Annotated in this window: 1 rRNA gene; it reads left to right on the top strand. The window is 56.2% G+C overall.

Annotated features, from left to right (window positions below):
- Positions 1-258 (top strand): 23S ribosomal RNA (locus G6554_RS26455); the annotation flags it as partial.

The raw sequence follows: 258 nt of genomic DNA, 5'->3' as shown, positions 1-258 counted from the left end.
CCTGAAGAGCCGCAGTGAATAGGCCCAGGCGACTGTTTAGCAAAAACACAGGTCTCTGCGAAGCCGCAAGGCGAAGTATAGGGGCTGACGCCTGCCCGGTGCTGGAAGGTTAAGAGGAGGGGTTAGCTCACGCGAAGCTCTGAATCGAAGCCCCAGTAAACGGCGGCCGTAACTATAACGGTCCTAAGGTAGCGAAATTCCTTGTCGGGTAAGTTCCGACCCGCACGAAAGGCGTAACGATCTGGGCACTGTCTCAAC

This window comes from Bacillus sp. MM2020_4, from assembly GCF_011250555.1.
In the GTDB taxonomy this organism is placed as follows: domain Bacteria; phylum Bacillota; class Bacilli; order Bacillales; family Cytobacillaceae; genus Neobacillus.
Note: the sequence above shows the minus strand (reverse complement) of the source record. Positions and strands in the feature narration are given on the sequence as shown.